The 1,345-nt window shown below is 60.4% G+C and carries 1 protein-coding gene and 1 other annotated feature; the gene reads right to left on the reverse strand.

Going from position 1 to position 1,345, the window contains the following annotated elements:
- Positions 1-31: 31 nt before the first annotated feature.
- Positions 32-1,293, reverse strand: a protein-coding gene (locus AB0362_RS26470; RefSeq protein ID WP_139318105.1) for an IS3 family transposase whose coding sequence is annotated in 2 segments (ribosomal slippage) — positions 32-999 and positions 999-1,293 — 1,263 coding nt in all. Because the reading frame shifts where the segments join, the coding sequence is not laid out codon by codon here.
- Positions 878-1,009 (reverse strand) — a sequence feature (AL1L pseudoknot). (Overlaps the previous gene by 132 nt.)
- Positions 1,294-1,345: the final 52 nt, after the last annotated feature.

The raw sequence follows: 1,345 nt of genomic DNA on the forward strand, positions 1-1,345 counted from the left end.
TGAACCGTCCTGGATCTGATGGAGACCTGGTTCAAGCCACTTCGCGGTCGGAGGTGGCGGTCGAGCATTGATGACGGTACTCGTTTTCGTAGTCGACGGGCGAGAGGTAGCCGATCGCGGAGTGCAACCGGCTGGTGTTGAACCAGTGCACCCACGAAGCCGTTTCCCGTTCGATCTCTGCCCTGCCGGTCCATGACTTCTGCCGCTCGATCAGCTCTGTCTTGTACAGGCCGATTGTTGATTCCATCAACGCGTTGTCGAGCGCATCACCGACGCTACCGATCGATCCGGCGAGCCCGGATTCGATCAACGCCTCGGTGAATGCGAGCGATGTATATTGCGAGCCGGCGTCGGAGTGGTGAACCAAACCGGTTGCGGTGAAAGCGAAGTCGCTTCGTCGGCGGGTGAACAATGCTTGCTCGAGCACCCCGGAAACCAGAGGTGTCGCCTTCGTCGTCATCACCCGCCAACCAAGAATGCGACGCGAGAATACATCGACCACGAACGATGTATAGGCGAACCCGGCCAACGTCCAGCAATAGGTGAAGTCAGCAACCCACCACTGATCAGGACGGGTCGGTGCACCCCACTGACGCTCGATCAGATCCGGATGCCGAGGTGCCCGGTCGTCACGCTCGGTGGTCACCGTGCGGCGTCGCCCGCGGACCACTCCGACGGCTCCGCAGATCGCCATCAACCGACCGACCTGATCACGGCCAAGATCGTGACCAGCCCGTTTCATGGCGTGCCACATTTTGCGCATCCCGTAGAGGCGCCTGTTGGCCACATAGAGCCGGTGCACGGCGTTCGCGGCGTACGCCTCATCTAGAGCGGCCGTTGAGATGGTTCCGCGTTTCTTGGCGGCGTAGTAGGTGGACGGGGCGATCTTGATGCCGTGTTCGCGGAGCACGGTGCAGATCGGGTCGACCCCGAAGCGGTGGCGGTACTCGTCGATGTAGTCGACGATCACCGAAGTCGGCGGTCGACCTCCGCCGCTGCGAAAAACGCTGACGCTGTCTTGAGAATGTCGTTGGCTCTTCGTAATTCGGAGTTTTCGCGTCGCAATGCTTTCAGCTCGGCATCACGGTCCGAACCTGATTCGCTCTCGTTCGGACCGGAAGGTAAATCGTTCTTTTCGACCCAGTTCCGGATCGTGGCGGGGTTGATGTCGAGCAATGCTCCGACATGCTTGCGAGCGGCGATCTTGGTGTCGCCCTGCTCGGTCAGACGGTCCCGATACATCCGAACAGCGCGCTCACGCGTCTCGGCATCGAACTTCCTTGGTGCACCCATATCTGCATTCTCCTGGTGAGATCACAGTCTCCACCAGTCCCAGGACGGTTCA

The sequence above is a fragment of the Rhodococcus sp. NPDC079359 genome (genome assembly GCF_040702585.1).
In the GTDB taxonomy this organism is placed as follows: Bacteria; Actinomycetota; Actinomycetes; order Mycobacteriales; family Mycobacteriaceae; genus Rhodococcoides.